Raw genomic sequence first — 19,447 nt, forward strand, 5'->3', positions numbered from 1 at the left:
GGTAATTATGACGGTTCAGTACGCAAGCGGCCAGATAGTCGCGAGCAAGGAAATCGACCTCGTGACATTCGAGGTGCTGCGCAACATGTTCGAATACGCCTGCTCGCGTATGACCACCGTGCTTCAGAGGACTTCCTTTTCGTCGATCCTCGCGGATATGATGGACTTCTCCAACGCAATCTATGATCCTGAGCTGCGGCTGCTGGCCCAGGCGGCCAACTGCCCGGTCCATCTTGCGGCGATGCAATACAGCGCCGATGCCTCGATGAAGCGCTTTCCGATTGAGACGCTCAAGCCGGGCGACATCATCGCGCTCAACGACCCGTATTGCGGCGGAACGCATATCAACGACGTCAATTTCACGATGCCCATCTTCTACGAGGATGAGCTGATCGGGTTCGCCGGCAGCCGCGGGCACTGGATGGACCTGGGCGGCGGCGCGGCGGGTGGACAATCGTTCAGCACGCACGTCGCGGCCGAAGGTCTGCGCCTCCCGCCGATCAAGATCTACGAGAACTACCAGGTCAACGAGGACTTCCTCGCGATCATCATGAACAACACCCGCACGCCGCACTTCATCAAGGGCGACCTGCAGGCCCATCTCGGCGCCTTGAAGGCGGCGGAAAGCGAGCTGCAACGGGCCGCCGCCCGCTACGGCACCAAGACCCTCAAGGCGGCGATGCGCGAACTGATCAGCTACACGGAGCGGATCACCCGCAAGGCGATCGAGGACATTCCGGACGGCGTCTACGAAGCCGAGGATTTCGCGGATACCGATGGCTTCTCCGACGATCCGGTCAAGGTCAAGGTCACGCTCACCGTCAAGGACTCCGACATCACGGTCGATTTCGCGGGGTCCGATCCAATCTGCAAAGGCGCGATCAACTCGCCCTTCGCCAACACCGCGTCTGCCGCATTCTACTCGGTGCAGTTCTTCCTCGCACCGCATGCCGCGTCGAATGCCGGCATGTTCGCGCCGATCAAAATCGTCCTGCCCGACGATTGCTGGCTCAACGCCAAATGGCCGGCACCGACGATCGGTTGTACGACCCTTACTTCGTCAAAGATCACGAGTGCCGTCTGGCAGGCTCTGGCCAAGGCGATTCCGGACCGCGTGACCGGATCAACTTGCTCCGAGTGCAACTGGTTCGTGGCTTCCGTGGTGGATCCGCAGGGGCGCTCGGACGTGTTCTCCGACCTGCCAGCCGGAGGTTGGGGTGGTACTCCGTTCAACGACGGCATGAACGTCACGATGGATCCACTCGGAAACTGCATGAACTTGCCGGCAGAGGCGGCCGAACTGCTATTTCCGATCGAATACGAGGCGTTCGAGTTGCGGCAGGATTCGGCTGGCGCGGGAAAAAACCGTGGAGGCCTGGGGGCGTTCTTCAAGGTGCGCTTCCTGTGCGACGCGGAACTCAGCATGGAAACGTCGCGTACGCGAGAGGGTAGCCCAGGCGTGAACGGAGGAGGTCGCAGCGCCGTTCAGCGATCGACACAGATCGACGCCGACGGGCGCGAGCTGGTCATCGGCGGCCTGTCCCCTAACGGCGCGTGGACCAGCCCGCTACTGGCCGGCCATCCGTTCGGCTATGACCAGGCCTTCAAGTTCGAGAGCACCGGCGGAGGCGGCTGGGGCAAGGCGACCGATCGTCCCGCGGCTCGCGTTCTCGACGACGTTCTCGACGAATACGTTTCGATTGAGGCGGCGAAGGAGCTCTATGGCGTCGTGATCGATCCCAAGCGCATGACGGTCGACGAGGCCGCAACAGCGCGCCTGCGGGAGATGAGGTAAGGACGATTGCCGCGCCGACCTGTGCCGGCGCGGCAATCACTGACGAAACGGGCTGCTTGGTGGCGTTGTCAGAGCAAATGCACCAGCTGGCACCCCGGACCGAGTAATAGTTGCCGCCGACGCTCACTATGCCTCGCAGCTGATGCGGCGATCGAGATTCAGAACCGCGTCGAACTGAATTAGAGACAACAGCAGCAGCATCGGCTTTCCTCGTCGAACGCGTCGTCGACGATCCGGGCCGTCGAGGCGTAACACGAGGGTTCATCGCGGGCATTACACAACAGCTTCAGGGTGAGCATTATGGGGACTTCGTCATCGCACGCAACTGGCCGATCTGTTTCTTACGCAGAGGCCGCCGCCACATTCGACACGTCGCGGGCTATGGCGATTCTGTCGATGGATTGTGGAGGGCATGGGAACGCGGCAGAAATCTGTAATGAACGGTTCGCCAGCGACCGGGAGCGCATTGCACTGCGGCACCGGGGCCTGTCCGGGGAGACGCGCGATTGGACTTTCGCCGATCTCAAACTCCGATCCTCACAATTTGCTCATGTTCTGGCGGACCTGGGGGTTGGTAAAGGTGACCGTGTTGCGGGCTTGCTGCCTCGCACGCCGGAACTGCTGATCACCATGCTTGCCGCCTGGAAATTGGGCGCCGTATACCAGCCGCTGTTTACCGCTTTCGGCCCCAAAGCCATTGAATACCGCTTGAAAACCGGCGAAACAAAGGCCCTCGTCACCGATACTGTTAATCGTCCCAAGCTGACCGGCCTCGCCGTCGATACGGCGATCGTAACCGTTGGTGCCGGCGAAGATGCGCAAGAACCAGATTTTTGGGACGCATTGAATGTAATGAGCGATGTATTCGCGCCGGTGCCCTGCGACTTCGAAGATCCATTTCTGCTGATGTTCACGTCAGGCACGACGGGTCTTCCGAAGCCCTTGTTCGTGCCGATTCGCGCGATTGCCGCTTTTGTCGGCTACATGCGCGATGCCGTGGGACTGCGCGAGGGCGACCGATTCTGGAACTTGGCGGACCCGGGATGGGCCTATGGTCTCTATTATGCAGTCGTCGGACCATTGGCCATGGGCATCACGACGGTGTTCCAGGAGGCCAGCTTCACTGTCGATTCCACATACGACGTGATCGCGGAATGCGGAATCACGAACCTGGCGGGATCGCCTACAGCCTATCGCCTGATGGTAGGCGACGGCCCCGAAAAGGCCAATCGCGTCAAGGGCCAGCTAAAGAGGGTCAGCAGCGCCGGCGAACCGCTGAATCCGGAAATTATTCGCTGGTTCGAGAAGCATCTCGAAGTAGCGATATATGATCATTACGGGCAAACCGAACTTGGCATGGTCCTTTGCAATCATCATGGCTTGAGACATTCCGTACATATGGGAGCAGCAGGCTATTCGGTGCCCGGGCACCGAGTCATTGTGCTGTCGCCAGAGGGATGCGAATTAGGGCGAAACGAACCCGGAGAGTTGGCTCTCGATGTGGCCAACTCTCCGCTTATGTGGTTCAAAGGCTATCACCAACTCGAGACTCCCGCCTTTCAGGGGAGTTACTTTCTGACCGGGGACACAGCGGAATTAAATGATGATGGCAGTATATCTTTCGTTGGTAGGGCTGATGACGTCATCACAACATCAGGCTATCGGGTCGGACCCTTCGATGTGGAAAGCGCACTGCTAGAGCATTCCGCCGTGCTGGAGTCGGCAGTAATTGGGAAACCCGACCCTGAGCGAACCGAAATCATTAAGGCCTTTGTGGTCCTGAAAGCGGGCTTGAAGGCTGATGAGGCACTGTCGGAAGAATTGCGGCAACATGTGAAGGGTCGACTGTCAGCTCATGCTTATCCGCGGGAAATCGAATTCGTCGATGCTTTACCCAAAACTCCGAGCGGCAAAGTACAGCGTTTTCTCCTGCGTAGTCAGGAACGGGCGAAAAGTAGCGGGCCTGCCTGATTACTCGCTGCAGACCATGCAATAAATGCAAACTCCAAAAAGGGACGAAACATGAATGTGAAGGACGTACCCGTGATCGTGACTGGAGCCACTTCAGGAATGGGTCACGCTTCAGCACGCGCACTTGCTGCGGCTTGAGCAGGTCGACCGACGGAGAAAGTACTCGGCAGCCATCTTGGTGCCGCGACAGGCTTGATCGCGCCCGTACCGCCCCTGTCGTCTGACCCAGGGCTCGCGACAGCATCAATGCGCGCAACTGACGACCCCAGGAGTCCAAGGTCTCGAGGGGACACTATTTGTCGTTTGCGTTTGCCGAAGCATCGCAAAAGCGGCGATGTAACGATCAGACTTTCAATTTCGAAATGCAGAGGAAATGACGATGTCCATCACCCCGCTCATGCCCGTCTATGGAAGGTGCGAGTTCCGGCCGGTGCGCGGCGATCACTGCCACCTGATCGGCGAGGACGGCCGGCGCTATCTCGATTTCGCCGCGGGCGTCGCGGTCAATGCGCTCGGCTACTCGCATGTCGGCTTGATCGGCGCGATCCAGCGCCAGGCGGGTGAGCTGATGCACGTCTCGAACCTCTATGGCAGTCCGCAGGGTGAGCGCCTGGCTCAGCGGCTGGTCGACCTGACTTTCGCCGACACCGTGTTCTTCACCAATTCGGGTGCCGAAGCTGTCGAATGCGCGATCAAGACAGCGCGCTCCTATCACCAGCACGGCGGCGACGACCGCAAGTTCGAGCTGATCACCTTCAACCAGGCCTTCCACGGAAGGACCCTGGCGACGATAAGCGCCTCGAGCCAGGAGAAGATGCACAAGGGCTTCCTGCCGCTAATGCCGGGCTTCAAATATGTCGAGTTCGACGATCTCGAAGCGGTGAAAGCGGCGATCGGGCCCAACACCGCCGGCTTCCTGATCGAGCCGATCCAGGGCGAAGGCGGCATCCGCGCGGCGTCCGATGCCTTCATGATGGGCCTACGCGCGCTGGCGGACGAGCACGACCTGATGCTCGTGCTCGACGAGGTCCAGTGCGGCTACGGCCGTAGCGGCACCTTCTTCGCCTATGAGCAGTATGGCATCACGCCTGACATCGTCGCCACGGCTAAGGGCATCGGCGGGGGCTTCCCGCTCGGCGCCTGCCTCGCCACCGAAGAGGCGGCGCGCGGCATGGTCGTGGGCGCGCATGGCTCCACCTATGGCGGCAATCCGCTGGCCATGGCCGCCGGCGAAGCGGTGCTCGACGCCTTCTGGTCCGAGGACATCCTTGCCAACGTCTGCGACAAAGGTGCCAAGATAGCGGGCCGGCTCGAGCAATTCATCGGTAATTATCCCGAACTTTTCGAGGAAGTCCGCGGCCGCGGGCTGCTGATCGGCATCAAGCTGAAGGTCGAACCACGCGGCTTCGTTGCTCATCTGCGCGACAACCACGGCCTGCTGACCGTCTCGGGCGGCAACAATACGATCCGAATCGTACCCCCGCTCGTCATCGACGACAGCCATGTTGACGAATTCATGGAAAAGCTTTCGGCCGGCGCCGCGAGCTATCGGGCAGAGCCTGCAGGAAAATGACCCGGCATTTCATCGATCTCACCGACGCGGGCGACGATGCTGGGCGACGCGCTCGACCGTAAGGCCGCGCGCCAGGACTCTGCCGGGATTTCCTGGACCAAGGGCCGGCCCGATGCCGACGCGCCTCTCACCGGCGATGTCTTGGCGATGGTAGTGATCTCGCCAGTGTTCGAGATTAATCCGTCCGGAGGACTCAACGGAGATGTGCTCGACGTTGAAACCATGTGAGACGAGCCACGCGGCTCACTCGAGAACTGCTTTGTGTTCGACAGCGGAGATAAGAATTGTTCGCCGTGCAGGCTGACGATCGCCCTGGCTGTTCGCGACACCGAGGAACGCGAGATTATTGGCTTCCGTGGCCCCCGAGGTGAAAAGAATCTCGGGCGCGGCTTCCCCGATCAGCGCGGCTACAGTGGCGCGTCCCTCCTCGACTAAGCGAGCTGCGCGCTCGCCGCTGCCATTCGGCTGGCCGATCCCACTCACTCACTTCGCAAACTCGAATGGCGATCCCGGGTTGAAGACGCGCAGCTGGTTCTCGGTCTCCGATCGGTCAATGCTCGCCTGGGCGGGCTTCTGCCGCAATGTCCCGGATTATGGACCCGTCTATGCCGGCATGACGATGACGGCCAATGCGGCGGTCGAGCCCTATAAGAAGGTTTCGTAACATATGCGCAAAAAGTGACGCTAAGCAAGCCATTGAATATGCGCGATAAATTCAGACTTTTGTGGCGTAACATACTGATATTGCGCAACATCCTGTTATTTTCACGTCGCTCCGGCGTTTTGGGCCCGAACGGTTGCCTGTGAGGGTCGATCGAGCAAGGCGGCGCGGTAAAGCTCGATACTGAACTGGACTGTCCCGCGCATGTTGATGTGGGCGTGTGCAATCGGCGCGATGCGCGCCAAATGCGCATGCGGATATTTGTCAGGGCCATCGGCGATGACAGAATCGATCTTTGCGGCATTCCAGAAAATAACCAGATTGGTGAGCAGCGTCAGCCCTCCGGAAATCGCGGTCAGCTCTTCGCCGGTTCGGCCATGCGTGCCATCGATCTGGCCGTCATGGATCGCGCGTTGCAACCGGTGCACGGCCTCGCCCTGAGCCAACAGCGCATAGATGCCGCCGGAATTCGGCGTTGGAAAGGTAGTCGGCGAGGTAGATCGTGCGCAGCAGCTTGCCGATTGTCTCGCCGGTCTGATGGATGGCCGCGCCAGTAGCGGCGACCCCAAATCGCTCGATCGCCCAGGTAGCGGGACACCAACCATGCCGGATCGAGGCCGCTACGTGCAGGAAGCCATCATAGCCCTTGGAGATTGTCCGGGCCGACACACAAGGGCAGGCAATTGGCGCAAGGATTTCGGGCACCGCAAAGCCGCGTGGGAGATAGAGCTTGCGCTCACCCAGATCGGCCAGGCGCGGGCACAGATCAAGACCGACCGCCTTGGCGATAGCCATCGCAAAATGGGTGAACCCGTGCGTGTCGACCGCGACGCGTTCGATTTCCGGACGGTGCAGTGCACCTTCGATTGCCGCACCAGCCTGGCGGTGGTTCACCAGGATTGGGCGATCGTAGAGGATCGGCCATTGATCGAGCACGTGGGTGTAGGTCCCGATCGAAGGCGTGCGGCGGCGGGGATCGTGGCGGGCGGCCCACAGGCGCCGGCTTGTCTCGACGCTCATCATGTCGGATGACGCCGAAAGCCCGTCTCCCCACAAGCGGGCGGCGGGGAGCCGGGAGAAGGCGCCGAGGATGACATCGTTGGCAACCCTGAATCGCTTCTGCGCGACGAGCCGGCGCATCATCACCCCGGTCGCCTCGGCGCTGAACGGCGGGACCATCCGCGCCATATCGGCGGCGGTCATGTCAGAGCCGAGCGCCAGAATGGGAGCATAGACGAGGGCAAGCTCGGTTTCGCCATGGGGCGGGCGGCCGAGCAGCGTCCGTGAGAACTGGGCCCTGCTGTCGGCTTCGACCATGAGGTCTGCCATCTGGACGCTGCCAATCTGTGCAAACAGCTGGCGGCGCGACGCCGCGAGTTCGGGCGGCTCCGGGTCGACCTTGATCCGGGGCACAACGAGACGGTTGTTGGTAATGCGCAGCTCGCCCGCCTTCACCGCTTCGGCGAGCGCTTCCAGGCTGATGCCAAGCTGCGCCCTGATCCGGGACAACATGCGTTCAGGGCCGCCGGGCAGGGACAGCGAGCGTGAGAGCAGTTTGTGACTGCGGCGCCACAGCTGCGCCGGGAGCAGGCGATCTTCAGGCGAGCGATGCTCGATGCTGGCGCCGCAGGACGCCTGCCCGTTGCGCAGCGAGCGTTTGACCAGCAGCAAAGTGGCGGCGTTGAACGCGCCGAGGGCGGCCTTGCGATCCTGCGATACCAGCAAATCCCGCCAGGTCGAGCCGAAGGGATTGCCGGTGCCGGCGGCCAGTTCGCTCGGCGCTTTTGCCAATGTGCCGATCGCCGCGGAGAGGTTCGGGTTTGCCGATGTATCAAGCTCGAACTCGGCCAGGGCCGCGAGTGTCTCGGTCACCTGCCGTTCCTGCGCGGCGAGCTCTGCCCGCACCGCGGCAACCCGGCTACGGGGTACAAACAGCACGTTCCCGACGAACGGCTCAAGCATCGCCAGCGCTGCGCTGCGGAACGCATCATCACCCGGGCTTTCGTCACGGCCGAGCGCCGCCAGGTCAATTGGCAGATGCCGCAACCGGCGCAGGGCCTGCGCGTCATTGGCCTCCGCGCGTCCACGCGCCTGACGCCACAGGTCCGCGAACCGGTGATCGAGCAACGTCAGGCCCTGATCATTGAGGCGCAAGAAGGTCAGCCGCCGGAAGCAGGCCAGTGCGAGCATATTGGCAGACCCGAGCCGGCCAAGCGTTGCGGCCTTCCGAGCTGATATCGGCATCGCAAGTGCAACCAGCACCGTCTCCGTCAGCCCCAGATCAAGCTGTTGCGCACCAAGCTCCTTGAGAAACCGGATCTTGGCGAGGTGGTCTTCAATCCCCTGCGGCCTCTTCGAGCGGAGCCCGGCACGCAGCCATTCGAGGCGTGTAATACCCTCCCGATTCTCCGCCAGGCGGCCACCCCATTCGCTGGCCGGAATGTTCGCGAGGAGCGGCGTGAGGCGGGCCTGCAGCCCTGCCTCGAACTCCCGCCGGATCTCGCGCGCCGCTTCCTGATGTTCATGGAGGGTGCGCCGACGGCGATAGAGCGCCCGGATCGACGTGAGCTGCGGAGGGGTTTGCAGTTCGCCGGCGACATGCACCAGCACCGCCGAAGGGATCATTTCCACTGAATTGAGCGCCATGCCGATCATGCGCATGTAACCAATCTGGATGGCTATCGCGAGGCGGTTCATGTCGCGGCGATGGCTCTGGATTGCCGCAGGTTCGTCGCCCACAAGCGTGAAGAAGGTGTCGATCTCCAGCGCCTCGAGCATGGCGGGAAAGTGATCCCAGCCAAGGTAGCGCTTCGCCCAGTCGCCCACGACTCGTCCTCTGCCGGCCCAATCAGCCTTCCAATCTAACCGCCGGGCATCGATTTGCATCAGCCACGCGAAAATAACAGGATGTTGTTTTATATCAGCATGTTACGGCGCTTATGACTGGAATTCATGCGCAATTTCAATAGCTTGCTTAGCGTCACTTTTTGCACAAATGTTACGAGGACCCCATCGTGGCGTTACGATGGACTGGTTCGGCCCGAAGAATCTTCGAAAATTTGAGCCGCAGATCGCAGCCATTGCGAAAAAATTTGTCGATCGCATGGATGATCTCGGCAATGCATGTGACTTTTCTTCCGATATCGCCTATTGGTTTCCCCTTCGCGTTGTGATGACCCTCATGGGTTCTGTCGCAAATTTTCGCTGAGTGTGAGAAGGTTGGCCTGACGAGGCTGTCAGGGATGGGATTGTTGTTCAAAGGCCGTCATTTCGAAGGGTCGCTGATCCTGCTGTGCGTACGCTGGTACCTGGGCTACGCCTTGAGCCTGCGGGATTTGGAGGAGATGATCGCCGAGCGGGGCGTTCGCGTCGATCATTCGACGATCCACCGCCGGATGGTGCGCTACACGCCGCAACTGCTCGATGCTTTCAACGCCCGCAAGCGCCCTGTGACTGGCAAGTGGTACGTCGACGAGACCTACATCAAGGTCAGGGGCGAGTGGACCTACCTGTATCGGGCGATCGATAAGAGCGGCGCCACGGTCGCCTTCCTGTTTTCGCCCACGCGCAACCTCAAGGACGCGAAGCGTTTCTTCCGCAGGGCCTATGCGCGCCATGGCCTGCCCGTGCAGGTAACCATCGACGGCAGCCAGACCAACCTGGAAGCGGCCCGGAAATGCCACGCTGAAGTGCGGATGCGGAACCGGCCGGACACAAAGCCGCTCAAGGTCCGGCAGAGCCGGTACATGAACAACCGGATCGAGCAGGACCATCGGCGCATCAAGCGCCGGATCCGCCCGATGCTCGGCTTCAAGTCCGAGCGCGCGGCCGCCATCATCCTCGGCGGCATCGAACTCGTCCACATGATCCGCAAGGGCCAGATGATCGCCGCCAACGACACCCGAAATCTGTCCCTCGCCGAGCAGTTCGACCACCTCGCGGCATAATCCACTATGTCAAAGAGCCAAACTGCGTCCCGCGCCAAAGTTTGCGACAGAGCCACTTTTTGAGGCTTCAGAAGCACTCCAGTGCGGGTGCACGTGCAGCTCTATTGGAGCTTCACGTTCAGGCTCTTCACGCCGGGAATCATTAGGTTGTTTTGGTATTTCAAATCACTTTGCCCGGGGGCCAACTGAAGGTTCGGGAAGCGGTCCATCAAGCATTCGAGTGCGACTTTCGCTTCGAGTCGGGCGAGTGAAGCACCCAAACAGGTATGGGCGCCGTGCCCGAATCCTATATGGCCGCGCACGTTTTTCCGGTCGATGAGGAACTTGTCCGGGTCAGAAATTACGGCGCCGTCTCTATTGGCAGAGGTGAGATTGAAAAGTACGAAATCGCCGGCAGGAATGTCGATGCCGCCAAGGGTCACTTCTCGAGTCACTTTGCGCACAAGCGATCGCACAACACCGCGATAGCGGAGCGACTCCTCCAGGGCTGCGGGGATAAGTGCCCGATTTTGAGCCACACGATCCCATTCGCGGTCGCCGGACAACAGGCAGTAAAGTGTTACCGTCAGCCACTGACCTGTCGTGTCGGCACCTGCTCCCGCGATGTTAAAAACATTGTGCAACAATTCTTGGTCGTCGAGCGCCGCTTCACCTTCATCGCCCTTGGCTTCGATTAGGTAGGAGACGACGTCTTCACCAAGATTATTGCGACGTAGAGCAACAAGCCCGCGCACATAGTCCTCGAACTCGCGGATACCTCTCCAGCAGGAAATGGTCTCTTCTTCGCTCAACTGCCAGGTACCGGCAAGAACGACGATGTTTCCAACCCATTTACCGAACTTCAGCGCGTCCTCGGCGGGCACCCCCATCAGCCTCCCGATGACGAGCGGGGGAAGCGCGGCGGTGAACCGTTCGATAATGTCACACTCTTCAACGCCGTCCAGTCCGTCGAGCAGGTCCTCGACGATCTCGCGGATCCACGGCTCGAACTTGAGGATGCGGCCTGGTGTGAACGCCTTCATCATAAGGCGCTTTAACCGGGTATGATCCGGCGGATCGGTCATCACGACCTCTTTGTCGAGCGGTGGACGCCAATCGCCAAATTCCGCTACAATCGTCGCAGGTAATTCCGTTCGCGATGTGAGCACCGCCGAATTGGAGAAAATTTCCGGATTTTCGTAGATATTCCGAACATCGGCATATCGTGTGACCACCCACATACCTAGTTCTTCAGAAAAGAAGACAGGAGCGTTTTCCCGCGCTTCGGCCAGGATCGGGAATGGGTCATCAATCTGGTCCGCTGAAAAAGGCGAATACTTTTCAAAAGTGGGTTGGCGGTGCATCTTTGGATCCTCTCGCTTAATGTTATGAAATGTTGGCCCGCAAGCGCCATCTTGATGCGAACTGCCTGTGCGCCGCGCAGATTCTGTCCCGGGCTGTTCCCAGGCTCGCCTTCTTGGCGGCACGCCATCACAAGGTGACGGCGAAGTTCTCGGCAGGCAAGCCTTGGTCCGACAACGCTCCAATTTCCGGCGGTTCACCCCACTCGGCATCAAGCGCGTCGTAAAGATTCTTCAATCGCCGGCTCCCGATGCGGGCCATCAGTTCTCGTTCGATTGCCTGGAAAATTCGCGAGCAAATCTCGTCTCCTTCGCCCAATCCCGACTTCAAAACTATGATTCGCACCCGCCGATCCTGCGGATCCTCGCGAACATCGATAAAGTCTCGCTCGACCAGTTCCGCGATAATCTGACTTACTGCCTGGCGAGAGATGCCCAGGTTGCGAGCGATGTCTGCAGCTCTCTTTTCTCCCGCAGCGACGTTCGCGATGACGAAAAGCTGTCCGCGTGTGAGCGACGACACGCCATTTGCATCCAGCGCACTCTGGATGGCGTCCTGAACCCAGTTGGTACGCTTGGTGAGCATGGAAATCAGATGCAACTGCCGGGATCCTTTTGGCCGATGTCTGCCCTATACAGGTTTACCGCCGGCTATCAGAAGGAGTGGAGAGATGCAAGAGTGCGGGTCACTATCTGTCAATTAATGAGATTATCTAGTCCCTCTTTGAAAAGAGCTGACAAACCGAAGGTAACAAACAAGCACTTGATATCAATGGATCTTACTACGGATTTGTAGGGGTGGCCCCGTCTTACGGCCTAATGTAAACTTCCATAAATGGAAAGCTGCTTGACAAGATAAATCGACCGGATTTATCTCTTGCATATTCGTTGGAGAGGCGTTTGACATGAATGATCAACAATCTGACGGTGCGGGTGAAAGCGACGCACTGGTGTCTCGTTCGGGCGGCCAAGCCGTAGTTGAGGCGCTGCATGCGTCCGGCGTGGACCTTGTGGTCGGGTACTCTGGTGGCGGTACTGGAGCCATCATCCACCATATTGCCACGAGCGGCATGGCAAACATGAATGCCCGCACAGAGTTGTCTGGCGCCTGGATTTCATATGGCTATAACCGGGTGAAGGGACGGGCTGCGTCAGCCTGCCTCTTCCACTGTGTCGGAGCGCTGCACGCTGCTCCGGTGGTCTATGCGTCGAAGGTCGACAGCACGCCCTTCTTCATGATGGACGTCAACCTCGACAGTTCGCTCGATTTTCGCGAAGGTCTGCAGGACTCGGCCGAATTGCTGTCTGCCCTGAAGCCCATCGCCAAGCATGCCCGCAAAGCTGTCCTGGCTGATGACCTCCCGCTTGCGGTTCGCCAAGCTGTGCTTGCAGCAAGTACTGGGCGGCCGGGCTCCAGCGTCCTTGACCTGACGCTCCAGTCTGTCACGCACGAGACGGCTTGCCTCGTGGAGCCCCTGGCGCTGCCCGAGCCACCGGCCGCTTCGGAGGCGACCATTGCCCGCGCTCTCAGCATGATCGCCAGTGCCAAGTCGCCGATCCTGTTCGTAGGTGGTGGCGTCCACCTGGCGCAGGCCACGGCGGAGCTGCAAGCGTTCGCCGAGTCGCTCGGGATACCTATGGTATCCACTTCCTGGGGCGGTCGCGGCGCGGTTTCCGACGATCACCCCCTGTTTGCTGGTGTCGTTGGGTCATTCGGTTGGGAAAGTGCCAACAGCATCATCCAGCAGTCCGACCTGTGGATTGCGGTCGGCACGACCTTCTCCCAGATGACAACCGGCGCTTGGAACATCGACAAGCCCAGCAACGTGATCCAGATCGACGTGGACCCGAATCAGCTCGGCAAGATTTTTCAGCCGACGCTTGGCATCACTGGCGACGCTAAGGTCGTCCTGCGGCAGCTTCTCGACGGTGCCAAGAAGAACAACGTGACACCGGCGTCGGGTGGTGCCGAGGTCAATGCGATCGCCGCGTCAAAGGAAGAGTGGTTCAAGTACCACGACGAGCTTTGCCGCGATCCAGGCTCGGACAAGAAGGTTAACCAATACTATCTGATCGACCAGATGGCCAAGGCGCTGCCGGAAGGGTCTATCGTTGTAGGGGACAGCGGCGGTCAAGCGTTCATGCTGTATCGGTCGTTCCACTACAAGCAAGTGACGCCGATGCCGCTCGGCTCGCGCTACATGTCGCTCGGCGCTGGTCTGCCTGTCGCAATGGGGGCGAAGCTGGCCGCGCCGGAGCGGACAGTCGTAAGCTACCATGGTGATGGTGGGTTCTACTATGACTGCATGGAGCTTTCGACGCTTGCCGAGCGTAACATGAAGGTCATCATCGTCATCGACAATAACCACTGCCTGTACGCCAACCGGCAAGGCATGAGCCTCTGGGGCATTCAAAACCCTTGGGTGGACCTGCCGGAGAGCACCGACTTCGTCGCCTTGGCAAAAGCACAGGGCGTCGACGGCGAGCGAGTGACGGATCCAGCCGACCTGCCGACCGCACTTGAGCGGGCCATGGCTGCTGAAGGTAGCTATCTGCTGGACGTTTGGACTGACCCTGACACGCGCATTCGTCGCGCGATCCGTGACGTTATCCCGATCTTGTCCGACCGGAAGCCGCAGCAAGGGGCAGGCGCCCATATGGGGCCGCCGTTAGAAGGTAGCTGGCCGGCTTGATCGAAATGCGGTTTTTCCGGCGGCGGGGGACTGCGTTTCAAACGGATCTGTGCCGCCGGTGAAACTGAAAAGTTGCTGTAGCGGGACTGGCGTCGATGTCAGAGGAACTCCAGGGCCGATGATGACGCGCCGATGGCGTAGATCGACAGTCTTTGCATGGCTGCGGTGAGAGGATCGGATGAAAACGGCACAACATGTCGAAGAGTGTGACTATCTGATTCTGGGAGGAGGGTCGGCTGGCTGTGTGATGGCCAGTCGCCTCAGCGAGGATCCGTCCGTCCGTGTAATCCTTGTCGAAGCCGGGAACTCGCCTTCAGAGGGGCCGGATGCCGACATCGTCCGAGACGCGCGGTTCCGCACTTACGGTAATCCTCGCCTTGTCTGGTCGACCGTCACTGCCAAATATACCGGATCGGGGCCCACTCTACCGTTCAGCCAGGCTAAGGTACTCGGAGGCGGGTCGGCCATCAACGGGATGCATTGCCAGCGAGGCCTTCCCACCGATTACGACGAATGGAGCCAACTGGGCGTCACTGGCTGGAACTGGGAGCAGGTCCTTCCCTATTTCAAAAAGGTCGAAGCGGATCAAGATTTCCCGGGTGGCGATCATGGCAGCGATGGCCCTTTGAAGATCGGTCGTATCGGTCCCGAAAAGTGGAGCGGTTTGACGCGCGGGATCGCCGAGGCCTTGAGGCAACAGGGCTTAAAAGAACTGCGTGACTTGAATATCGACGTAGGGGATGGATACGGCGCGGTCCCGCTCAATCTGAACAATGGCGCCCGCCACTCTACTGCCGACGCCTATTTGTCCGCGGCAGTAAGGGCGCGCCCTAATCTTTCGATTCGAACAGGCGTGACCGCGCAGCGGCTGATGATCGAAGCGTCGAGCGTCGCTGGGGCTGAAGTGGATGACCGAGGGCGCAACGTCGCAATTCGTGCCGGTGAGACGATCCTCTGCATGGGAGCGATCCATTCCCCGGCATTCCTGCTGCGATCTGGAATTGGGCCCGCGGCTGACCTGGCCGCTGCCGGTTTGCCCACGGTGGCCGATCGCCCAGGCGTCGGCGCGAACCTGGCCAACCATCCGCTCCTGACGTTGGGCGCTCATTTGAAACGGGCAGGCCGCCAGTCGCGGGCTGTGGCGCATCCGTGCCCGATGCTCGTTCGATACTCTTCGGGCGTTCCGGGCTGTCCTTCCACCGACATGACGATCGACGTGTGGGAGCGGACACCCAACCAGTTGAACTGGGATCCCATCGCGGCCCAGATTGCCAACCTGATGCTGATCCTGAACAAGGTGTACTCGACAGGTGTCATAAAGCTGCAGGCCTCCCGAGAACTCGATGTCAGCTTCAATCTTCTGAGCGACTACCGGGACCTGGAGCGCATGATGGGCGGGGTATTGTTTCTTGGGCAGTTCCTGTCGCAACCATCCGTAAGAAAGCTCGTCAACCGCGCCTTCTTCCCGGCATACTTCTCACCGCTCGTCTACAAGCTCATGCAGAACGATATGCAAGCGCAGCTGCTTAGCATTGCTGGTGCGATCGGACTGTCCACTCCTGCATTCGTGCGTGATCGTTTCCTCGATCGGGCGGGCCGGAACCTGAGCGATGTATTGGCCGATTCCGACGCGCTTCGGGAAGAGGTGCTGCGATCCGTATTGCCGGGCGGCCATGTCGCAGGAACCTGTCGGATGGGGAATCCCGCGCAGAAAGCCACTGTGGTGGATTCACGCTGCCGCGTGGTGGGGGTCGATGGACTGCGCGTCGTTGATGCGTCAATCTTCCCGACCCTCATGGCCGCGGGGACCAACCTGCCGGTGATGATGGCTGCGGAAAAGGTTTCAGACATGATGACGAAGGATCGGCGCTCGTGACCCACGGTGGCCCCATTCGCTTTGCGCCTCATTTGGGCTATCTGTCGCTGGAGCAGCCGTTGTTCCTGCGCAGCGTCGGGACTCCTGATCCAATAGCCCAGATCCGTTTCATCGCGGAACAGGGCTTCGCTGGGGTCTTCGATCCTTGGTTGATCAGCCGTCCTGCAACGCAGATCGAAAGCATCATCGCGGCGATGCGTGAACATGGGCTGGAGAGTGGCGGGATAGCCTATGCGTCCTTCCAGACCATGTTCACTCCGCTATTTGCCCGGACGGGCAGGACTGCTTGTGACGAGCTGAAGCAGCAATTCGACAGCGCCATCGATTTGGCTGGCAAGGTCGGGGCGAAGGTTCTGGCCGTCGTTCTGCAGGGCACGCCGGAGCTTTCCATCTCCAAACAGTTGGCTGCCGCCTCCGAGCATCTTCGCAGAGCCGGTGATCGGGCCGCGGCTGCGGGCCTCACCATCGGTATCGAGCCTATGATCGCATTGCCGGATCTGATGCTGACGTCCACTGGCAGTGCGCTTGAATTCTTGGCCGCGACTAATCACGCGGCTGTCCGCCTGATCTTTGACACAGGACACGTTCAGGCCATGGACGGCGACATTCATGCGGCCTGGGAAAAGTCTCGTGACCATATCTGCGTGGTCCAGTTAGCTGATATGCCTGGTCGCGTTCAGCCGGGCGGAGGCACCTTGGATCTCACGTGCTTTCTAGCCGAAGCGCTCAAGAGCGACACGTTCACTCACCTTGTCGAGCTTGAGCATGGGTGGACTGCAGATTCACGGGCCATCGAACAGGCTGCCATATTCGAACTTAACAACATCGCCCATGCGGTCGGAGCGATAAGGCAAGGGAGAGATCGGCATGACGCGCCTTGATGGCGAGGTAGCCTTCGTGACCCGTGGCAGTCGTGGTCGATGCGGCCATAGCCCGTTGGGGCCTTCTTCGCTCACAATGCCTGCCTTGATCACTCCCAAGGATACTCGCTTTGATCGACCTTAATGGCAAATCGGCCATCGTGCTTGGTGTCGGCGCTGGAAATATTGGCCTTGCAATCGCTCGGCGATTTCGGGATCTGGGAGCTGACGTCGTCATCGCTGGGCGCAATCGTCACGCGAATTCAAAGATCGGCTCCGAACTCGGCGTTCCAGCTGTTCGCTGCGATATCACCGAAAAGGACGACCTTGCCGCACTTATTGACAGCACGAAGGGCCGATACGGCAAGGTTGATATAGCGGTCAACGCTGTGGGCGTGAACTTGGTCGCACCCTTCCTGGAAGTGACGATAGAAGAGTTAAAAAGGGTTATCGACGTTCAGTTTACGGGAACCTTCCTATTTCTGCAGTCAATGCTTGGAGCGATGACCGCGGGCGGATCGATAATTCAAATCTCTTCGGTGACATCGCAAGCCCTACTCCCGGACCATGCGGCCTATATGGCAACAAAGGCGGCCGGCGACGTGCTCGTGAGATCGGCCGCCTTTGATTTCGGGCATCGCGGCATAAGGGTAAACAGCTTGTCTCCCGGCGCTACGTTGGATGCACCAATGGCTGGCGGCATAATGCGGGATTCGCTTGCTCGGGAAGAAGTCCGGAAGCTCATCCCAATGGGCCGGATTGGCACGGTGCAGGATGTCGCAGACGCAGCAGCCTGGCTGGCCAGCGATACCTGTTTCGTAACTGGCGAGAACATCCAGATAAATGGTGGAATCGCCCTCCAAGCCCTTAGCACACCACCTCGCTGATCTCTGAGAATGGGCATGTAGTTGGATTTCATGTCATCGTTTATAGGAGAGCCTAAAAAGAGTGGACGGTTGGCAGGTAAAGTCGCAGTCGTCACAGGTTTTGGTAGCGGAAGCGGTCGGTCGGGGCTGCGCGCTGATGTTCGCCCGCGAAGGGACTCAGGTGATTGGCTGTGAGATCAGTACTGCAGCTGCCGATGAGACGCTGGTGTAGAGGGCGGTGACAAACCAGGCCAATGGAACGCCAGCGATTTGCTGAGCGTGGCGGTTTAAAAACCAGCCATTGGATAGGTTGCTCCTTTTAAGGGGGGTGGCCGGGGATGTTTGCCGTGGAGAGCTACGCCGCCGTTCGGCACTTTGTTTTTGTTGAAGGTAACAGCCAGCGCGAGGCCGCGAAGGTCTTTGGACTGAGCCGCGAGACGATATCGAAGATGTGCCGGTTTTCTCTGCCGCCCGGCTACACGCGGACCAAGCCTGTGGCGAAGCCGAAGTTGGGGCCGCTGCTGCCAGTGATTGACGCGATCCTGGCAGCGGATCGCATTGCGCCTGTGAAGCAGCGGCACAGCGCCAAACGGATATTTGAACGTCTGCGCGACGAGCATGGCTTTGGCGGGGGCTACACTGTCGTAAAAGATTATGTCCGGCTGTGCCGGGCGCGTGGACGCGAGACGTTCGTGCCGCTGGCGCACCCGCCAGGACATGCACAGGTGGATTTTGGCGAAGCGGTGGGCGTGATCGATGGTGTCCGCCGGAAGATGCACTTCTTCTGCATGGACCTGCCGCAATCGGATGCCTGCTTTGTGAAGGCCTATCCAGCGGAGACAACCGAGGCCTTTCTAGACGGGCATGTATCGGCGTTCGCCTTCTTCGGCGGTGTGCCGCTGTCGATCTTTTATGATAACACGAAGATCGCGGTTGCCAGGATCTGCGGGGATGGGAAGCGCGAACGAACACGCGCGTTCACCGGGCTCGTCAGCCATTACCTTTTTACCGATCGCTTTGGTCGGCCTGGAAAGGGGAACGACAAGGGGAAGGTCGAAGGACTGGTCAAGCACGCCCGATCGCACTTCATGGTGCCGATCCCACATGCACCCAGCTTCGATGACTTCAATGATGAGCTGTTGGGTCGCTGCCGGGCCCGTCAGGAAGAGCGGGCTGGCCGGCACAGCGAGACGATCGGCACACGGCTTCTGACCGATCTGGCGACGATGCGGGCATTGCCAGCAGGGCAGTTCGAACCGTGCGAGACCAGGGCCGCTCGCGTATCATCGACCGCCCTGGTGCGCTACCGGACCAACGACTACTCGGTGCCGACCCGCTACGGCTTCCAAGATGTCATGGTGAAAGGTTTTGTCGACACGGTGGTCATCCTATGTGGCAATGAGGAGATCGCCAGACATCCGCGCTGTTATGGTGAGGCCATGTTTGTGGCGAACCCGCTGCATTATCTGGCGCTGATCGAGACCAAGCCCAATGCGCTCGATCAGGCCGCCGCGCTGCAGGACTGGGCTCTGCCGCAAGCGTTCCAGCATATGCGTCACCTCCTTGAGGCGCGCATGGGCAACAAGGGCAAGCGCGAGTTCATCCAGATCCTGCGCCTGTTGGAGGCGATACCGATGGAGATCGTCACCTTCGCGGTGAACGAGGCGATCTGTATCGGCGCAATCGGCTTCGATGCGGTCAAGCAGATCGCGCTGGCGCGCATCGAACGGCGGCCCGCCCGCCTGGACCTGGCAGCCTATCCCCATCTGCCGAAAATGGACGTGAAGACGACGCGTGCCGCCGACTATGCCGCGCTCGTGCCCCAAACATCTCAGGAGTTGGCGGCATGAACCAGGTTGCAGAGG

17 protein-coding genes are annotated in these 19,447 nt (G+C 60.0%); 12 read left to right on the forward strand and 5 right to left on the reverse strand.

Translation table 11 applies throughout. The features are described 5' to 3' along the window. The first annotated feature begins 7 nt into the window (after window positions 1-7). The 4 genes from HUK72_RS23110 (at window position 8) to HUK72_RS27705 (ending at window position 5,567) form a co-directional block, all read left to right on the forward strand. Entirely contained in the window at window positions 8-1,795 is a 1,788-nt protein-coding gene (locus HUK72_RS23110; protein ID WP_176593222.1) for a hydantoinase B/oxoprolinase family protein, read from the forward strand. Window positions 1,796-2,176: 381 nt separating this feature from the next. After that, window positions 2,177-3,766: an AMP-binding protein gene (locus tag HUK72_RS23115; protein WP_218036262.1), complete on the forward strand. Its 1,590-nt coding sequence runs from the start codon at window positions 2,177-2,179 to the stop codon at window positions 3,764-3,766. 379 nt (window positions 3,767-4,145) lie between these two features. Beyond that, window positions 4,146-5,339 carry an aspartate aminotransferase family protein gene (locus HUK72_RS23120; protein WP_176598941.1) on the forward strand — a complete coding sequence of 398 codons (1,194 nt, stop codon included), beginning with the start codon at window positions 4,146-4,148 and terminating at the stop codon, window positions 5,337-5,339. Window positions 5,340-5,375: 36 nt separating this feature from the next. Continuing rightward, complete coding sequence (locus HUK72_RS27705; RefSeq protein WP_369806049.1) at window positions 5,376-5,567, forward strand: hypothetical protein; 192 nt, start codon at window positions 5,376-5,378, stop codon at window positions 5,565-5,567. 15 nt (window positions 5,568-5,582) lie between these two features. Here the strand turns inward: HUK72_RS27705 and HUK72_RS27055 are convergent, their stop codons facing one another. Further along, window positions 5,583-5,822, reverse strand: coding sequence for an aminotransferase class V-fold PLP-dependent enzyme (locus HUK72_RS27055; protein ID WP_176598942.1), 240 nt, complete (start codon window positions 5,820-5,822; stop codon window positions 5,583-5,585). A gap of 31 nt (window positions 5,823-5,853) precedes the next feature. Between HUK72_RS27055 and HUK72_RS23135 the strand changes: the two genes are divergently transcribed. Beyond that, window positions 5,854-6,003 (forward strand): hypothetical protein, encoded by a 150-nt coding sequence (locus HUK72_RS23135; protein WP_176598943.1) that lies wholly within the window; start codon window positions 5,854-5,856, stop codon window positions 6,001-6,003. Window positions 6,004-6,104: 101 nt separating this feature from the next. On the opposite strand, the gene HUK72_RS23140 is transcribed toward HUK72_RS23135, so the two are convergent. Both HUK72_RS23140 and HUK72_RS23145 read right to left on the reverse strand, forming a co-directional pair. Then, window positions 6,105-6,428, reverse strand: coding sequence for a Tn3 family transposase (locus HUK72_RS23140; RefSeq protein WP_176598944.1), 324 nt, complete (start codon window positions 6,426-6,428; stop codon window positions 6,105-6,107). After that, on the reverse strand, window positions 6,400-8,826 hold the full coding sequence (locus tag HUK72_RS23145; protein ID WP_176598945.1) for a Tn3 family transposase: 2,427 nt from the start codon (window positions 8,824-8,826) through the stop codon (window positions 6,400-6,402). The genes HUK72_RS23140 and HUK72_RS23145 overlap by 29 nt, the downstream gene beginning before the upstream one ends. A gap of 199 nt (window positions 8,827-9,025) precedes the next feature. Between HUK72_RS23145 and HUK72_RS23150 the strand changes: the two genes are divergently transcribed. Both HUK72_RS23150 and HUK72_RS23155 read left to right on the forward strand, forming a co-directional pair. Then, complete coding sequence (locus tag HUK72_RS23150) at window positions 9,026-9,208, forward strand: hypothetical protein (RefSeq protein ID WP_176598946.1); 183 nt, start codon at window positions 9,026-9,028, stop codon at window positions 9,206-9,208. 34 nt (window positions 9,209-9,242) lie between these two features. After that, window positions 9,243-9,947 (forward strand): IS6 family transposase, encoded by a 705-nt coding sequence (locus tag HUK72_RS23155; RefSeq protein ID WP_176598947.1) that lies wholly within the window; start codon window positions 9,243-9,245, stop codon window positions 9,945-9,947. A 101-nt stretch (window positions 9,948-10,048) separates the two neighbouring features. Here the strand turns inward: HUK72_RS23155 and HUK72_RS23160 are convergent, their stop codons facing one another. Together HUK72_RS23160 and HUK72_RS23165 are read right to left on the reverse strand one after the other, a co-directional pair. Further along, the gene (locus tag HUK72_RS23160; protein WP_176598948.1) at window positions 10,049-11,290 is read right to left on the reverse strand and encodes a cytochrome P450; all 1,242 of its coding nucleotides are present in this window, start codon (window positions 11,288-11,290) and stop codon (window positions 10,049-10,051) included. Window positions 11,291-11,417: 127 nt separating this feature from the next. Further along, window positions 11,418-11,888 (reverse strand): MarR family winged helix-turn-helix transcriptional regulator, encoded by a 471-nt coding sequence (locus HUK72_RS23165; RefSeq protein ID WP_176598949.1) that lies wholly within the window; start codon window positions 11,886-11,888, stop codon window positions 11,418-11,420. Window positions 11,889-12,192: 304 nt separating this feature from the next. Here HUK72_RS23165 and HUK72_RS23170 point away from each other — a divergent pair, with 304 nt between their 5' ends. The 5 genes from HUK72_RS23170 (at window position 12,193) to istA (ending at window position 19,432) form a co-directional block, all read left to right on the forward strand. Further along, window positions 12,193-13,980 (forward strand): thiamine pyrophosphate-binding protein, encoded by a 1,788-nt coding sequence (locus tag HUK72_RS23170; RefSeq protein ID WP_176598950.1) that lies wholly within the window; start codon window positions 12,193-12,195, stop codon window positions 13,978-13,980. Between the two features lie 178 nt (window positions 13,981-14,158). Next, window positions 14,159-15,856 carry a GMC family oxidoreductase gene (locus tag HUK72_RS23175; protein WP_176598951.1) on the forward strand — a complete coding sequence of 566 codons (1,698 nt, stop codon included), beginning with the start codon at window positions 14,159-14,161 and terminating at the stop codon, window positions 15,854-15,856. After that, a complete protein-coding gene (locus HUK72_RS23180) occupies window positions 15,853-16,737 on the forward strand; it encodes a TIM barrel protein (protein WP_176598952.1) in 885 nt (294 codons plus the stop codon). Before HUK72_RS23175 ends, HUK72_RS23180 begins: the two co-directional genes overlap by 4 nt. A gap of 110 nt (window positions 16,738-16,847) precedes the next feature. Next, window positions 16,848-17,603 carry an SDR family oxidoreductase gene (locus tag HUK72_RS23185; protein ID WP_176598953.1) on the forward strand — a complete coding sequence of 252 codons (756 nt, stop codon included), beginning with the start codon at window positions 16,848-16,850 and terminating at the stop codon, window positions 17,601-17,603. Between the two features lie 317 nt (window positions 17,604-17,920). Further along, the gene (gene istA / locus HUK72_RS23190) at window positions 17,921-19,432 is read left to right on the forward strand and encodes an IS21 family transposase (protein ID WP_176598954.1); all 1,512 of its coding nucleotides are present in this window, start codon (window positions 17,921-17,923) and stop codon (window positions 19,430-19,432) included. Window positions 19,433-19,447: the final 15 nt, after the last annotated feature.

The sequence above is a fragment of the Sphingobium sp. 15-1 genome, assembly GCF_013375535.1.
Classification (GTDB): domain Bacteria; phylum Pseudomonadota; class Alphaproteobacteria; order Sphingomonadales; family Sphingomonadaceae; genus Sphingobium; species Sphingobium aromaticivastans.

Bases quoted from the DNA above. Each gene is read 5' to 3' on its own strand.
- HUK72_RS23115 (WP_218036262.1), top strand. From the start codon at position 2,177: ATGGCGATTCTGTCGATGGATTGTGGAGGGCATGGGAACGCGGCAGAA.
- HUK72_RS23150 (WP_176598946.1), top strand. From the start codon at position 9,026: ATGGACTGGTTCGGCCCGAAGAATCTTCGAAAATTTGAGCCGCAGATC.
- HUK72_RS23160 (WP_176598948.1), bottom strand. From the start codon at position 11,290: ATGCACCGCCAACCCACTTTTGAAAAGTATTCGCCTTTTTCAGCGGAC.
- istA (WP_176598954.1), top strand. From the start codon at position 17,921: ATGTTTGCCGTGGAGAGCTACGCCGCCGTTCGGCACTTTGTTTTTGTT.
- HUK72_RS23155 (WP_176598947.1), top strand. From the start codon at position 9,243: ATGGGATTGTTGTTCAAAGGCCGTCATTTCGAAGGGTCGCTGATCCTG.
- HUK72_RS23170 (WP_176598950.1), top strand. From the start codon at position 12,193: ATGAATGATCAACAATCTGACGGTGCGGGTGAAAGCGACGCACTGGTG.
- HUK72_RS23120 (WP_176598941.1), top strand. From the start codon at position 4,146: ATGTCCATCACCCCGCTCATGCCCGTCTATGGAAGGTGCGAGTTCCGG.
- HUK72_RS23110 (WP_176593222.1), top strand. From the start codon at position 8: ATGACGGTTCAGTACGCAAGCGGCCAGATAGTCGCGAGCAAGGAAATC.
- HUK72_RS23175 (WP_176598951.1), top strand. From the start codon at position 14,159: ATGAAAACGGCACAACATGTCGAAGAGTGTGACTATCTGATTCTGGGA.
- HUK72_RS27705 (WP_369806049.1), top strand. From the start codon at position 5,376: ATGCTGGGCGACGCGCTCGACCGTAAGGCCGCGCGCCAGGACTCTGCC.